Below are 14,307 nucleotides of genomic sequence, written 5' to 3' on the forward strand. Positions count from 1 at the left end.
TTGGTGGTGACGCTTCGGAACGTCGTGTCGTCGGCGTCGTTGACGGTTTGACATCAGTCGTGTATACATTGGACCAAACCACCGTACAGTCGTCGCTCAGAATATTGATGCCTGAAGCGGTAGTCGCGTTCAGTCTGTCTGATATCGAGTCGGTCGAACTGCAGTTGCCACGCTTGGTGTGGACGGCGTAGAATCCCGTTGAAAAACCGCTGAGTCGGTCGATTTCGGTCTGCTTGGGGGCGTCGGAATCGCTCGGTCTTTCGATGTGGACGCCTGCCCGGGCGTGTCGAACTCGATTTCGATGGTCAGTACACCGACGGAACTAGACTTGGGTAAGATAGTAACGTCTCTCGTCGGTACATCGCCTTCGCCGACGACACGAGCGTCCTGAATCCACGACCGCGCCAGCGAGCGAAAGCGTTTCGAACGCGCCACCGATGCGTTTCAGTGCTCGCCGACGCGAGACGCCGCTGTACTGTTCGTCCGCGCTCGTGTTACGCATCGGATGCATCTCGTGGTCGGTCTCCTTTGAACTTTTTTGGCGTTATTCATGTATTCTAACTACTAGCTCGGTCGGCGAGCCGACGGACCCACCGAACGCCGGGTGTTCCGTCGAGCATCCAGAGGATGCCGCCGAGTGCGAAGATGGACGCGTATCCGAGTACCAACGCGACGTTCTCCGGACTCGTCATTCGAACGAGGAATATTCCGACGTACCGTCCGACCCGCTCGACGAAACTGAGATCGTGTTCGTACGGCGGCCACGAGACGAGCGGCCAGAGCAGTCGCCCGACTCCGAAGACGAACTCGCGTGCGCGGAGCACGTCGCCGACGAGGTGCGAAGCGTACCCGACGAGTACCGCGACGGAAACGGCCTTATTGCGCACCCGCGCCGCGCCAGCGAGCAGTACTACCGCGGGGACCCCGACGAACACCGAGTGCGCAGGTCCGTACCCCGTCGTGACGACGCCGAGAGTCCACGAGAGCGGCTTGTCTACGAGGTCCGGTGCTTGCGTCGCCACCGCGACGACGACCGCTTCCGCGTCGTTCGGCGGCCGACCGCGGAGAGAACGGCTCACCCCTGACAACACCACGTAGCCGAACAGCAGGTGCTCCCACGGCAACATCAGATTCTCTCCTCCTCGTTCGACTCCTCTCGTGGCGGTTGTGCGCCAGTTTCGTTGTCGATGGCGGCGACGAGGAGTGAATCGAGCATCCAGCGACAGGAGGGCGACTGCATCGCTTGTGGGTTGACGGGCCGCACTCAAAAATGGGCGCGACCGTTCATATCCGACCCCGGCACCGAATGCGGCTTAGCGGTCCGGTAAGGCGTCTTTGAGCCGTTCTCGCGTCCGCAATCGGTGCGTGGCGGTTTCCCCAGTGAATCCCGGTCGTTGCTTCGGTTGCGTCGAATCTAGTGATGGCACAAGCGACGGCCCCGGACGAGACAACTCACACCCGTTTTGGTGACCGTTTGCTTACCTGCCCGATAATAATGGCCGTCTCGCGTGACCTCTGGTTCGACTCGCGGGCCGTTGCGGTCCGCGGCGTGATCACATATGCGAACCAGAACGAAACTCATCGCGGCACTCACAGTACTGTTCGTCATCGTCAGCGCCGTCCGCTCGCTCGGCGGCCCGTCGCTCCCGGAGTACGAGATGGCTTCCGACGGGTATTCGGAATGACGGACGCCGACGCGAGAACCGGCTATCTGAGCGACGGTGCCGTCGCGGGCGACGACCCGAGACGGCTCGCCGTCGGTGACGACAGCCTCGACAGGGAGAGCGGAATCCGTGTCTGAAACGGTCTGTGTCGTCGGGTTGGGCTACGTCGGACTCCCGCTCGCACTCGAATTCGACCGCGTCGGAAAGTCGGTCATCGGCTACGACGTGGACCCCGAAACGGTCTCCGCGCTCGCCGACGGAATCGACCCCACGGGCGACGTGACAGACGAGCGCGTTGCGTCCGCTGACGCGTTGTTCACGACCGACCCGGCGCATCTCTCGGACGCGGATTTCGTCATCGTCACCGTCCCGACGCCGGTCGATAGCATGGAGAACCCCGACCTTCGGTTCGTCGAATCGGCGGCCGAGACAATCGGCGCGCACATCTCGCCGGGGACGACCGTCGTCCTCGAATCGACGGTCTACCCGGGTGCGACCGAGTCCGTCCTCGTGCCCGCGCTCGAATCCGACTCGGCGCACACCGTCGGCGAAGACGTCTTCGTCGGCTACTCGCCCGAACGTGCCTCACCCGGTGAGACGGGTCGCGGCGTCCGCGACGTCGTGAAGGTCGTCGGCGCGAACAGCGAGCGCGTCCGCGACGAGCTCGCTGAACTCTACGGGAGCATCGTCGATGCCGGTATCCATCGAGCGCCCGACATCGAGACGGCGGAGGCGTCGAAAGTCATCGAAAACGTCCAGCGCGACATGAATATCGCGCTCGTCAACGAACTGGCCATCGCCTGCGACCACATGGGGCTGACGACCGACGATGTCCTCGAAGCCGCAGGCACGAAATGGAACTTCCACGACGGCTACTCGCCGGGGTTCGTCGGCGGCCACTGCATCCCCGTAGACCCGTTTTATCTCACCTACCGGTCCAAACGCGAGGGCTTCTCGCCGAAACTCGTCCTCCAAGCACGCGAGATTAACGAGTACGTTCCGGTTCACGCCGCCCGAAAGACGGTTAAGACTATCAACGACGCCGGGCGTGTGCTCCGCGACACGCGGCTGTTAGTCCTCGGACTCGCGTACAAACCCGGCGTCGGCGACATCAGAAGTTCCGAAGTCGGAACGATGCTGGAGAAACTCGACGAGTTCGACATCGACTTCGTGGGGTACGACCCGCACGCCGACCCGGAAACGTCCCGCGACGAGTTCGATATCGACGTGACCGAGTCGGTCGAGTTCGAGGCGTACGACGGTGTCGTCGTTGCAACCGCCCACGACGAGTTCGCCGCGTACGACCTCGAAGCGATGGCGACAAGTCTCGGGTCGAACCCGGTCATGATCGACGTGGCCGACGTGTTCGACGCCGACGAAGCGGCCAGTCAGGGCTTCCACTACGCCCAGTTGTGAGGTGTGTCCATGGATATCCTCATCACGATTCAGCATCCCGCACACGTTCACTTCTTCAAGCACGCAATCGACGAGTTCGAGGCCCGCGGCCACGATGTCCACGTCCGCGCGCTCGACAAGGACGTCGCGCTCTCGTTGCTCGACGCGTACGACATCGACTACAAAGTCCTCGGCTCTCGTGACGGGTCGGTCACCCGCGCCGCGCTGGCAACGCTCGCAATCGAGTGTCGCCTCTACCGCGAGGCGAAACGAATCCAACCGGACGTGATGACCGCCATCGGCGGCGTCGGCGCGTCTCACGTCGCCCAACTCGTCGGTGCGAAGTGCGTCGTGTTCACCGACACGGAACACGCGACGCTCTCGAACGCGATTACGTTCCCTTTCGCTGACGAGGTTGCGACGCCGGGGTGTTACCGCGACGACGCGGGGGCGAAGCAGTACCGCTATCCGAGTTATCACGAACTCGCGTATCTCCATCCGGACCGGTTCGACCCCGACCCGTCGGCGCTCGACGGTCTCCCGGTCGAGGCGGACGACACGTACGCGGTCCTCAGACTCGTCAGTTGGGGGGCCGCACACGACGTCGGAGACGCCGGTCTCGACAGGTTGACCGAGTTAGTCACGCGCCTCGAAGACGCCGGTGCGACGGTTCTCGTCTCGGCGGAAGACGACGCGCTCCCGCCGGAACTCGCCGGATACGACATCGATATCCACCCCGCGCTCATCCACCACGTGCTCGCGTACGCCGACCTCTTCGTCGGTGAGAGCGGAACGATGGCTTCGGAGAGCGCGGTCCTCGGGACGCCGACCGTCTACGTCCACAGCACGAACCCCGGGTTGATGGACGACCTCGCCTCGTTCGACTTGCTGTTCGGCTATCACGGCGAGGACCGCAACGAACGCGCCGTCAGGCGGGCGCTCGATATCCTTCGGTCGTCGAACGACGACTGGGACGACCGACGGCAGTCGCTTTTCAACCAGAAGGTGGACGCGACGGACGTTATCGTCCAGCGGGTGCTGGTCGCGGCGTCCTGACCGCGACGGGATTCGCGGTGTCTGGCGGAGTGACTCACCGGAGACTGACTCCGGAAAACTGCTTGCGCGTGGTACTTATCGGGTATATAATACGGACGGTGTCGTTCTTTTGCGACTTCTCGAATTCGTCACCACCGGCGCAGACGGCGCTTGGCCACGAATATCCGGGTCAGTCGAGCCGTCCGAACAGCGTTTGAGGGACGGCTAATCGGGTGATTGTCCCTCGGTGTTACTCGCTTCGACTGCGCGCACATCGCTTAGCCCGTCTATAGTAATGGATGTGTCACGAATGGGCTTTGCCACGGGACGGCCAGCAGTCTGCCGTCCCCGAACGAACTATGAGACGACAGCGACACCGGTTGGAAGAACCGGACTGCGACCGTTCGACGGAACCAGACCGCGCCGCGAGTCCCGCACGTAGCTCACGGACCGTGGTCGAACGTCAGACTAGACGCATCTCGTGGTGGGACTAAGATGTGTGGCATCATCGCTCACGTCGGCGACGGAAGCGCGCGTGACCCGCTCGTGACCGGTCTCGAAAGCCTCGGATACCGCGGCTACGACTCCGCCGACGTCGCCGTCGGACCACAGCGTCACCGTCGAATGACCGCCTCATCGAACTCCGACCTGTGACGATGAACAAAGAACTGTTCGGCGTCCTCGACGACGACGGCGCGTTCGACCGCCTCGCATCGCGGTCGAGTTTCGACTGGGTCGCGGACGGCGACCGTGCGACAGTTGCGATTCGTGACCCGGCGCTCGGCTTCCACGGGCGGTCTGCGACGTACAGTGACGACCGAGGAACGTGCATCCTCTGGGGTGAAGTCTTCCCCCCGGACGACGTGTCGATTCCGTCGGCCCAGTACGCGCTCGACCGCTTCGACGCCGTCGGCCGCGACGCCTTTGCGGAACTCAACGGGTCGTTCCTCGCGTTCGTCGAATGCGGCGACGACGCGGTTCTCGTAACCGACCCACTGCGCACGTGCCAGTGTTTCTACGCCGACACCCCTGACGGCCGAGTCTTCGGAACGAACCCACAGCGCGTTTTGTCGGCCGTTCCGGACACGAGAGTCGATAGACGCGGGCTTCTCGAATACGTCCACATGGGCGTCGTCGTTGACGAACGGACGGTGTTCGACCGCCTCAGCTGTCTCCCGTTCGACGGCTACATCACGCCGACCGAGACCGGCACGCTCTCCAGATTCGTCTACGACCCCGCCGACCCCGACGAGTTCGATTACGTCGGTGAACTCGCGTCACGGTTAGCGCGCGCTGTCGAGCGCCGGACGAGTTACCCGGGAAGACAGGGTTTGCTCTTGAGCGGCGGCTACGACTCACGTTCGATCGTCGCACAACATCCCGGTATCGACGTGTGTTACACGCTCGGCACGCCCGACCATCCCGAGGTGGAGACCGCCCGCGCCATCGCAACGCAGTACGGGGCGACCCACGAAACGCTCGTCGCGGACGAGAACTACATCAACGTTGACGACGCCGTCATCGAGTATTCGCTCGGAACGCGCGAGTCGATTCACGTCCACCACGCAGGCTGTGACGACAAGGTGAACGTTGACACCATCTTCCACGGGCTGTTCTTCGATACGCTTCTCCGCGGTCACTTCCTCCCGCGGAACGTTCTCGACCTCTTTGGGAATCGGTTCCCGCTGAACGGTCTCGACCCTAACCCCGACCCGACGGAGGTGCTGTCCTCGAAGTTCGGCTACCACCCAGCGTGCGACCGCGTCTTTCCCGACTGCGACGACTTCGACACGAGCATGGAATTCATCGACGATGTCGTCAGCGGGCAACTCGACAAGTGGGCGGACCGCTACGACAACGTCTACGACAGCATCGCACTCGTCGGCATCCAAAACCAACCGACGCTTCCGTTCCACTTCGAGTTATCCGACAACTATATCGAATCGTTCGTCGCGGCCGACGCGGAACTCATCGACTGGCACCTGAAGACGCCGCCGGAAGAGCGGAATACGGAGACGATGAAGCGGGCGTTGCGACGTCTCGACCCCGATATCTTCAGACACCGCCCGCCCGACCGCCCGTACCACTCTCACCGGAAAAATCAGGTCGAGAAGTTCCTCCGACGGAAGATTCCGTTCATCGAGCCGTTTAGCTCGCCGTGGCCCGACCTGCAGGTGCAGTACGCGGCGAACGAACTAGACAGGAAACTCTTCCCGGGCTACGCGTGCATTCACGACCTGCCGGCCAGGGTCAAACTCCGCATCAACGACATCACCACGTGGATAAACGCCGCCGTCGATGACGCCGCACTCACGCCACGTGACGTGCTGTGTCCGTCGAACGAACCGCTGTCGAACTCAACGCCCGCGACGCACGCGACACACTCGACTGAGTCCTGATCTCTCGCCGTCGCAGAAGGGACCCATCGACAAAGGAGATAAAAACGGACGAACCAACGGATACACTCACCGCGGCGGGTGAAAAAGCGATTCGACACCGGTTCCGGTGAGAGCGCAAGTACGTCACACAGACAGTTTGTGGCCGTGCTGTGGTCACTAGTTCGAGAGCCGAACTAAATATATGGCCACGAATCGTCAGTGAGAACGAGCGATTCACTCGCTGGCCCTCGCATGACCGACACACACGATTCGACCCCCATCGTTCGGACCGTCGTCCAAAACCTTCCCGAAGGGATTCTGGTGGAGGATGCCTCACGAAATATCCTCGCCACGAACGAGCAGTTCGTCGAGATGTTCGACCTCGAACAGTCTCCCTCCGAACTCGTCGGAATGAACTGCGAGGGCGTCGCGGAGGCCGTCGGCCATCTCTTTATCGACACCGAGCGATTCCTCTCGACTATCAACACCGCTCTCGAACGGCGCGAGCCGACAGACAGAATGGAGTTCAAACTGACTGACGGCCGGGTGTTCGAGCGAAACTACGTTCCGTATATGCTACCGGACGGGGCGGCAAACCTCTGGGTCTACCGCGACGTGACCGACGACAAGAAGTACGAACAGTTCATCAGACGGCAAAATGAGCGCCTCGAAGAGTTTGCGAGCGTCGTCTCGCACGACCTTCGGAACCCACTCAACGTCGTTCAAGGTCGTCTCGAACTGGCTCGAGAACAATACGGTGACGACGAGAATCTCGACAAAGCCGCGGACGCGCTCGACCGGACGTTCGAGCTTATCGACGATCTCCTGATGTTGGCGCGAGAGGGAACGGCCGTCAAAGACCCGGAGCGAATCGATATCTCGGATATCGCCTCTGAGTGCTGGGAGACGGTCGAAACGGGCGACGCGACACTGCGAGTCGAGACTGGCGATATCGTACACGCCGATAAATCGCAGGTCAAACAGCTCTTGGAGAACCTCATCCGCAACGCCGTCGAACACGGCGGGAAAGACGTGACGGTGACTATCGGCCGCCTCGACGGTGGGTTCTACGTCGAAGACGACGGTCCCGGAATCCCGGCCGAAAACCGAGAACGGGTGTTCGACGTTGGCTACTCTACGTCCCGCGAAGGGACCGGCTTCGGTCTCTCTATCGCTCAGACTGTCGCCCACAATCACGAGTGGGAGATCACCGCCACAGAGGGCCAATCGGGGGGCGCGCGCTTCGAGATAACTGGTGTGACGGTCCTCGACTCGGTTGAGTGACTGCTGTTTCGCTGTTTTGCTTCGCACCGCGTAGTGAGAGCCGAGGGTCTAGCTCTGGTTTGTGCGATCTATCGTGGTGAGATCGGCTGTCTTCGCAAATTAGTTGGGAGAGTGAGTATTTGGTGAAGCTCATTGTCGCAGTGAGACAATGAGGATTAGCGAATTTGGGCTCGGATAAGAGACTGAACGAATATATTGTATAATGCTATATCAAATCTGCCTCGCAGGGGACCCCCCAGTTTCGGAGGGTAGACCATTTTAGCGTTGCTTTGCCGCCGAATTAGACAAAATTTCGGGGGAGTTGGCTAGAAACACTGTCCGAAGCAGTTAATCCACTGTGATTGTCAGAATACCACCAAAAATTCTGCCCAGAGATAGTGCCACCGCTCACGAGAGGCAAGCCCAGCGTGCTCATTCACTTAATCTGTGGAAGCGACTCCGAAGAAACCACTCGACACATTCTCCAGCAGTAATGACCGGTGCGTAGTCCGTCTCATCATTGACGGTTGGAAGTCGTAGGGACTCCAGCTGAGAGTACTAGATGGAGAGGCACCACTCGTTGTGTGTGTGTGTGTCCCCTCAGATACCGCGGTCGTGTTTCGAACGTATTCGTAGATCGTTTTTATCTCCCCGTGGATATTATAGAGTACTTGCAACGTTTCTTATTTTCAGGATAGTAGAGGTGAATTAACCGCAACAACGTACGTGATGACCGATGGGAATTCTACCAGTTTAAATAGGTTTTTTCAGAGACGTTCAAGATAGAACTCAATAGAACAAGCGGTCAACAGTGGTTAGTTTATACGTCGAATCCGTTCCGTCTGAGTGCCTCTGCCAACTCACTGTCAGGGTCAGCCGCAAACTCAACTAACGATGACTCTGGTCTTGTTGTCGTATATAGTTCAGAGTCGATATTGTCAGGAATTTCGTTCGTGTGTGTGTTATCTACAACTGCAACTGATATTTTTGGTCTCGTGTCCGTGTCTTTTGACTCGCTCATTAACTGATGGTATGGGAGAGCGATGTTTGGCTTTTGGGATTCGAGTATACAAGTCTCTGCTCTGTTGAAAACCCTCGACAGCGAACATATTCTGGCGTGACTGGTAAGTACACAGACACACTACGCATCTGGCTCGCTCTTCAGAATCGTCTCTATCCGGAAACTAAGGTCTTCATCTTCCACGGCTTGTCCAGATAGATACTGGATAGAAGGGAACCCCCGTGAGATACGCATCGTTAATAGAGGTGTGAATAGTCGTTCCCCGAAAGTCAAATTCGACTGGCTAAACGCTATCTACGAAGCTGTCCGTGTAGTCAAGTTCGGCGTATCCTGGATTTTCCTTGAGAACCTCTCTAGCGAACTCAAAATCTTCCACAGTGGCAATCACCGACGACGACGCGACAAAGACGGCCAAGCGATGAACGCCGTGGCGACGACGAAGCCAATCCCGATCTTACCGAGCAACTCCCCGGCGACGCGCTCGCCGGTGACGAATGCGTTCACAGTGACGATTCCGAGACACAAGAGAATCAACAGCGCCAGTGCGACGCCTTCCTGCCGAGTCGAGAGCGCGGCCTCTGTTGCTTTGAAGAGGAGAATAGCGACCATAGTGATTGCAACCGCGGCGGCTTCGAACGGTCCCCATGGTCCTCCCTCTGCGAGACCTGCTCGCATGATAACGGTGACAATCAGGAGCGAAACCACCCCGATGACACCGAGTTTGAAACGCTTCAGAGATGCACCCATACTGTCGTTGCGGTGTCGGGTTCACATTAATCCAAGGTACGACAACTCACGCAACCCGCGCGTGCGCTCGACTACGGCAGTAGAACGCCACGCAAACCTGCGAGAGATACGAAACGGGTACTTCGAGTGTTACGCTCCGAATCCGACTCTCGAACCACGCTCCGCCTACGCCTTAGCCCGCCAAAATCGGAAGTACTATCAATATTTAGGTTGGCCTAAATTTATGACGGATACCGACCCAAGCCGAGAGGGACCGACGCGAAGAGAGTACCTCAGATACGGCGGCGCGGTTGTTTCCGGTGCTTCGCTGGCCGGCTGTATGGGTGACAGCGACTCGACAGCGGACGAACCGACCTCGACGCCGTCGGGTGAAGACACAGAATCGAGTGAATCAACCGCATCCAACGACGGGAACGCCGCTTCAGACGAGTCGTACTCGGTCACGATAGAACCGGTTGGGACCGTCGAGTTCGACTCGGTGCCGGAGACGTGGTTCCCGTACACGGCCGACTACGCCGACATGGGCGTCGCTCTCGGTGAGGGTAACGGACTCTCGGCCGTCGGTGTGAAAGATCGCTTCGGGACGTACTTCTACGATGAAATTCCCAGTGTTGCTGTCGATAAGAGCGATCTTACGGAACTCTGGAACGACGGGACGAGCAAAGAGTTGTTCTACGAACTCGATGCCGACGTCCACCTCATCGACCCGAATTTCATGGTCAACCGCCTGCAGTGGAGTCAGGACGACGTCGATGAGATTCGTGAGAACGTCGCGCCGTTCTTCGGTAACACGATTTTCTCGCGGTCGTACGATTGGCACGACTACGCCGACTACACGCTCTACGGAGCCTTCGAAAAGGTCGCCCAACTGTTCCAGAAAGAACCGCAGTACGAGGCGTTCAAACAGTACCACGACGGCGTGCTCTCGGACGTTCAGAGACGGCTTCCCAACGAGACACCCGATGTGGCCGTGTTGTACCCCGGTGGGGTGCCGCCGGAGTCGTTCTATCCGTACCGTATCGGCGAGGGAACACAGGCGAAACACTGGCGGGACCTACAGGTCAGCGACGCGCTGGCGAAAAACGACATCACCGACGCGCAGGCCGGCGGCGGAACGATAGATTACGAGACACTGCTGGATATCGACCCGAACGCCCTCGCAGTCAGACTTCAGGGCGAAATTTCACAGGAGTACTTCGAGGAGAACATTGTCTCGCACCTCCGAAACCACGAGGTTGCAAGCGAACTCAGCGCGGTGAAAAACGACCGCATCATCTACGGCGGTCTCACCTATCAGGGACCGATTACCCACCTGTTCCAACTCGAACGAGCGGCGCAGGGTCTTTACCCCGACGTGTTCGGTGACGAGCAGTTGTTCGACCGCCAGCGAGTAGCTGACATCGTCGCCGGCGAGTTCTAATCGACCCGACCGACGCAACGAACACCGACCGCGCTCATCGCCCCGCGTATTGGTGTTCTCTATTCCATCTGCTGTTACCCGCTGTTCTCGACTGCTTTCGACTGTTCTCGATAGCACTTGAAGAACGAACTGACACCGCGAAAGCTGGTTTTTCGCTCGGGTCGCTCGTCTGCAGGACAGCCATAGAAACGCGTACAGCGACTCAGCAGGTCACCCTCGCGTGGCCAAGACGTACGCGGCCGCGGTGAGACCGCCCCACGTGACGGCGGCGGCGACGCCGATTCCGACCAGCGAGCCAGCACCGACCAGTCCACCGACGAGCCAGACGAGGACTGCGGTCACTGCAAGCCCCTGTATCCGACGACCGCTCACTGGTGGCGATTGATTCTGCAAGGTCAGTACCATCCCGTGGCCGCCGAGGGCTAACGCCCCCAGATAGAGCACGCCACCGAGGAGCCCCCATACCGTTCCGGACCCGGCAAGGAGACCGCCACCACCATTGGTTTCGCCCACGCTGGTGAGCGCTCCAGACTCATTGCCCGGCGTCGTGTTCGATTGCGTCGGCTCTTCTGTTGTTACCGGTTCCGTCGCGTTGATTGTGGCTGTCGAGGCGTTATTGCTGTCAATCCCCAGTTGGGTTTCGACTGTCAGTCGAACGTCGAGCGACTGGTTGGGCATCGTGACGTTGAGAACCGGTGAGGACTGCACCGGTCGAGCGGTATCGTTGACGACGAAGTGATACCGACTGACAGGTGGGTGAGTTCCCGTCGAGTTCGCGCCGGAGAGACGCACGGTACTCTTTGCGGGTGCCGTCGCTGGCGCATCGACGCGCGCGACTGGCCGTTCGTATCGCGGGTCCGGCGTCGCTGTCTGGAACGGCGTGAAATCGACCCACCCGCGCTCGGTGACGACTGGGTCACCACCACCTGCGGGGAGAATCGAAGAGTGGTACGGGCCGTTCGTGGCACCCCAGTAGTTTGATTCGGCATGGACGGTCCGAATCGGGTCTACGATGAGCCTGGCAGTGGTGTTCGAGCTAATCAAGGGCTCCATATCGACAACCAGGCCACGGTGCTGGCCGTAAATGCTGTTGTTGACGATGCGGTGGTTTTGGACGTCGGCTCTGTCTTTTTCGATGCCGACACCGGTCGGGATGGTGCCGCTCACCTGTCGAATTAACAGCGAACTCGCTTCCGCGGACCGTATCTCACTTTCGCTGTCCGTCCGTAAGACGACTACCATGTCGTCCCAGAGCCGGGCGATGGTAAGCTCGTCTGTCAGTGCGGGGTTCGAAACGAGTTCTTCGAGCGGAATCTCCGACCGCGCCTGATTGATGATGACACCGGACGAACCCTCTGAGACGTGCACACCCGTGCCCAGATAGACGTCAGAGACCGAGGCCGGTTCGGCGAACGCGTTCGTGTTGTACACGATATCGTTCTCTCGGATGGTCGTCTCGACGGCCCCCCGGACGATGACACCGTAGGAGTTAGCGGCGATGATGTTGCGCACAACCGAGAGATTGCTTCGGTGTGTGACCGGGCTGGCGACGAGTAATCCCGACCCGGCGTTGTTCGCCAGTCGGTTCTCGCGGATATCGACCTCGTGAACGAGCAGGTCCGAGCGCACCGTGACGCCGTGGCCGCCCCCGTGTTTCACGGTGTTGTTGTGAATCGTTATTTTGCGCGCTGTCGCCCGCGTCCGAACGTCCATCCCCGTCCCGGAGTTGTTGACGACTTCGTTGTGGGACAGTGTGAGGTTCGACGTGGCCACCCCAGCGAGGATGAACCCGTCGCCGTCGTTGTCCGTGATTAGATTTCCATCAATGCGACTCCGTTGTGTCTGCCACGTGTGGATGTTGACACCGTCGCGTCCGTTGTCGCGGATCGTGTTGTCGGCGAGGTGGAGTCTGAGTCTGGTGGTTCGTGCGTCGATTCCGATTCCGTGGCCGGCATTATCGTGTAGGGAGTTCTCACGGAGTGAAATATCGCCAGTGCGGAATATCTGTGCGGCCGATTGGTGGACTCGGATACCCGTCTGCGCGCCGTGAATGCGGTTCCCGTACCCCGTCATCGACGTTTGTGAGCGGACGTCCATCTGAACGCCAGCGTCGCCAGCCGAGATGTCATTATTCGAGAATTCTATCTCGCTTCGTGCCGCGCGGACGGCAATGCCGCTTCCATCCGTGTTCGAGATTCGATTGTCGAACAGTCGGAGTTGGCGAACGGTGTCGGCGGCGACGAAGATACCATTGCCGCTCACCTTGTCGAACGAAGAGTCACGAACGGTGAGTCGATTCGCGCGCGTCTTCGCCGGTGTGTTCCGGTCAACCGGCGACGTGACGTTGCCGACGACGAACGAAGCGCGAACGCCATCGGATAGCTGTGAGATCGAATTCTTACGGAGGTCTACTCTGACCGGGTAGATGCCTCGCGTCGATGGATTGACGGCGTCTTCGTACTCGACCAGAAGGCGACCGTTGCTCGGGACTGTGACCGGCTCCGACAACGAGATTCGAAGGCGTCCATCCGTCGAGGTGACGTCGGAGACGAGCGAGCTAAACGACTGCTCGACACTCCCGTTTCGGTTGCGGTCGAGACCAATCCGTTCGAGACTCGCCGGTTCGACGTTGCCGACGGAGCCATCTGACAGGTACTGTAACTCGACCGTGTCGAATTTCACGCCCACGCCGGCATCGAGCGAGAGGGTGTGTTCCGAACGCAGGTCACGGTCGCTCGGTGACGCCGTCAGCGACACGTCGCCGGTCGCCCCCATCGACGGAGTCGCCCGAATCGCGTGCCCGTCGATAAAACGGAACGCCGACTGTTCGACGGTGAGAGACGGCAGTGCGGCAGTGTCGCCGACCGATAGTCCGGCCGTCGCAAAGTTCCGCAGTGTCGAATCGGTGATTCGAATAGACCCGTCCGAACTATCCACGGTGATACCGCTCATTCCACCGTCTAACGTCGTGTTGCGCACGACGAGGCGGGACGCGTCCGTCCCGTTGTATCGGATGCTTGCCCACCGGCGGTCGGCCGCGGCTCCGTCGGTCTGTGAAATCGTTACCGGACTGTCGGCCGTGCCATTCGCGTAGAGTGAGCCGTCAACTGACAGCGTGATTCGTTCGGCGAGTTGAATTTCGGTACCGGGACGTATCGTCAACGTGGCATCGGGGGCGACCCGAATGTTTTGAACGATTCGATAGGGTCCACCGCCCGGCGTCCACGTCGTGTCCGTCGTAATATCGGACTCGACGAACGTGACGTTCGTATCGGTCTCGGCGGCCGCCACTGGACTGCCGAGTGAGATAGACACCGACACGACGATGGCGATGACCAGTATCCGCCAGACCCACTCGCGTTTCACACTAGTCAATCAGGGCAC

General features: G+C 59.9%; 11 protein-coding genes. 7 read left to right on the plus strand and 4 right to left on the minus strand.

Translation table 11 applies throughout. From position 1 onward, the window contains the following. Positions 1–322: 322 nt before the first annotated feature. Both C440_RS17915 and C440_RS02555 read right to left on the minus strand, forming a co-directional pair. On the minus strand, positions 323–502 hold the full coding sequence (locus tag C440_RS17915; RefSeq protein WP_049915187.1) for a hypothetical protein: 180 nt from the start codon (positions 500–502) through the stop codon (positions 323–325). A gap of 55 nt (positions 503–557) precedes the next feature. Then, on the minus strand, positions 558–1,127 hold the full coding sequence (locus C440_RS02555; protein ID WP_008317968.1) for a metal-dependent hydrolase: 570 nt from the start codon (positions 1,125–1,127) through the stop codon (positions 558–560). A gap of 432 nt (positions 1,128–1,559) precedes the next feature. Here C440_RS02555 and C440_RS18115 point away from each other — a divergent pair, with 432 nt between their 5' ends. The 6 genes from C440_RS18115 to C440_RS02575 all read left to right on the plus strand — a co-directional run bounded on the left by C440_RS18115 (position 1,560) and on the right by C440_RS02575 (position 7,756). Next, on the plus strand, positions 1,560–1,685 hold the full coding sequence (locus C440_RS18115; RefSeq protein ID WP_275040239.1) for a hypothetical protein: 126 nt from the start codon (positions 1,560–1,562) through the stop codon (positions 1,683–1,685). A 108-nt stretch (positions 1,686–1,793) separates the two neighbouring features. Beyond that, positions 1,794–3,080, plus strand: coding sequence for a nucleotide sugar dehydrogenase (locus tag C440_RS02560; RefSeq protein ID WP_008317970.1), 1,287 nt, complete (start codon positions 1,794–1,796; stop codon positions 3,078–3,080). 9 nt (positions 3,081–3,089) lie between these two features. Further along, positions 3,090–4,115, plus strand: a complete 1,026-nt coding sequence (locus tag C440_RS02565) for a DUF354 domain-containing protein (RefSeq protein ID WP_008317972.1) — start codon at positions 3,090–3,092, stop codon at positions 4,113–4,115. 474 nt (positions 4,116–4,589) lie between these two features. Further along, positions 4,590–4,748 carry a glutamine--fructose-6-phosphate aminotransferase (isomerizing) gene (locus tag C440_RS17615; RefSeq protein WP_008317974.1) on the plus strand — a complete coding sequence of 53 codons (159 nt, stop codon included), beginning with the start codon at positions 4,590–4,592 and terminating at the stop codon, positions 4,746–4,748. A 2-nt stretch (positions 4,749–4,750) separates the two neighbouring features. Continuing rightward, a complete protein-coding gene (locus C440_RS02570; RefSeq protein WP_008317976.1) occupies positions 4,751–6,493 on the plus strand; it encodes an asparagine synthase-related protein in 1,743 nt (580 codons plus the stop codon). A 231-nt stretch (positions 6,494–6,724) separates the two neighbouring features. Further along, entirely contained in the window at positions 6,725–7,756 is a 1,032-nt protein-coding gene (locus C440_RS02575) for a PAS domain-containing sensor histidine kinase (RefSeq protein WP_008317978.1), read from the plus strand. 1,384 nt (positions 7,757–9,140) lie between these two features. Here C440_RS02575 and C440_RS02580 read toward each other — a convergent pair. Then, positions 9,141–9,503: a hypothetical protein gene (locus C440_RS02580; protein ID WP_008317979.1), complete on the minus strand. Its 363-nt coding sequence runs from the start codon at positions 9,501–9,503 to the stop codon at positions 9,141–9,143. Between the two features lie 223 nt (positions 9,504–9,726). On the opposite strand from C440_RS02580, the gene C440_RS02585 reads away from it, so the two are divergent. Further along, positions 9,727–10,923: an ABC transporter substrate-binding protein gene (locus C440_RS02585; protein WP_008317981.1), complete on the plus strand. Its 1,197-nt coding sequence runs from the start codon at positions 9,727–9,729 to the stop codon at positions 10,921–10,923. A gap of 210 nt (positions 10,924–11,133) precedes the next feature. On the opposite strand, the gene C440_RS02590 is transcribed toward C440_RS02585, so the two are convergent. Further along, entirely contained in the window at positions 11,134–14,289 is a 3,156-nt protein-coding gene (locus C440_RS02590) for a right-handed parallel beta-helix repeat-containing protein (RefSeq protein WP_008317983.1), read from the minus strand. Positions 14,290–14,307 lie beyond the last annotated feature (18 nt).

The organism is Haloferax mucosum ATCC BAA-1512 (assembly GCF_000337815.1).
GTDB classification, from domain to species: Archaea; Halobacteriota; Halobacteria; order Halobacteriales; family Haloferacaceae; genus Haloferax; species Haloferax mucosum.

Excerpts from the sequence above, each read along its gene's own strand:
- C440_RS17915 (WP_049915187.1), bottom strand. The coding sequence starts at position 502 with ATGCGTAACACGAGCGCGGACGAACAGTACAGCGGCGTCTCGCGTCGG.
- C440_RS02555 (WP_008317968.1), bottom strand. The coding sequence starts at position 1,127 with ATGTTGCCGTGGGAGCACCTGCTGTTCGGCTACGTGGTGTTGTCAGGG.
- C440_RS18115 (WP_275040239.1), top strand. The coding sequence starts at position 1,560 with ATGCGAACCAGAACGAAACTCATCGCGGCACTCACAGTACTGTTCGTC.
- C440_RS02565 (WP_008317972.1), top strand. The coding sequence starts at position 3,090 with ATGGATATCCTCATCACGATTCAGCATCCCGCACACGTTCACTTCTTC.
- C440_RS17615 (WP_008317974.1), top strand. The coding sequence starts at position 4,590 with ATGTGTGGCATCATCGCTCACGTCGGCGACGGAAGCGCGCGTGACCCG.
- C440_RS02570 (WP_008317976.1), top strand. The coding sequence starts at position 4,751 with ATGAACAAAGAACTGTTCGGCGTCCTCGACGACGACGGCGCGTTCGAC.
- C440_RS02575 (WP_008317978.1), top strand. The coding sequence starts at position 6,725 with ATGACCGACACACACGATTCGACCCCCATCGTTCGGACCGTCGTCCAA.
- C440_RS02580 (WP_008317979.1), bottom strand. The coding sequence starts at position 9,503 with ATGGGTGCATCTCTGAAGCGTTTCAAACTCGGTGTCATCGGGGTGGTT.
- C440_RS02585 (WP_008317981.1), top strand. The coding sequence starts at position 9,727 with ATGACGGATACCGACCCAAGCCGAGAGGGACCGACGCGAAGAGAGTAC.